1 pseudogene is annotated in these 244 nt (G+C 27.5%); it reads left to right on the forward strand.

Annotated features, from left to right (window positions below):
* Positions 1-244 (forward strand): annotated as a pseudogene (locus tag HMPREF3131_RS11510) (IS5/IS1182 family transposase); the annotation flags it as partial.

Consider the following 244-nt stretch of genomic DNA (forward strand, 5'->3'; position numbering starts at 1 on the left):
TTATATGGCAATTATAGATGATTTTAATCGAACATCGCTTATAACTTACGGTATGTTGAAAAAAGATAAAACTAAAAAGTATAAAGTGACATCTTTAATACTCAAAATTGGGATTATGACGAAATTAACGATGAATACATTTGTCCAAACAAAAAGCGATTAGGTTTTAAAAGATATGCCTATCGTCATGATAAATATGGTTTTAAACGGGACTTTAAATTATATGAATGTGATGATTGTTCAG

This window comes from Staphylococcus sp. HMSC14C01 (genome assembly GCF_001808085.1).
In the GTDB taxonomy this organism is placed as follows: Bacteria; Bacillota; Bacilli; order Staphylococcales; family Staphylococcaceae; genus Staphylococcus; species Staphylococcus hominis.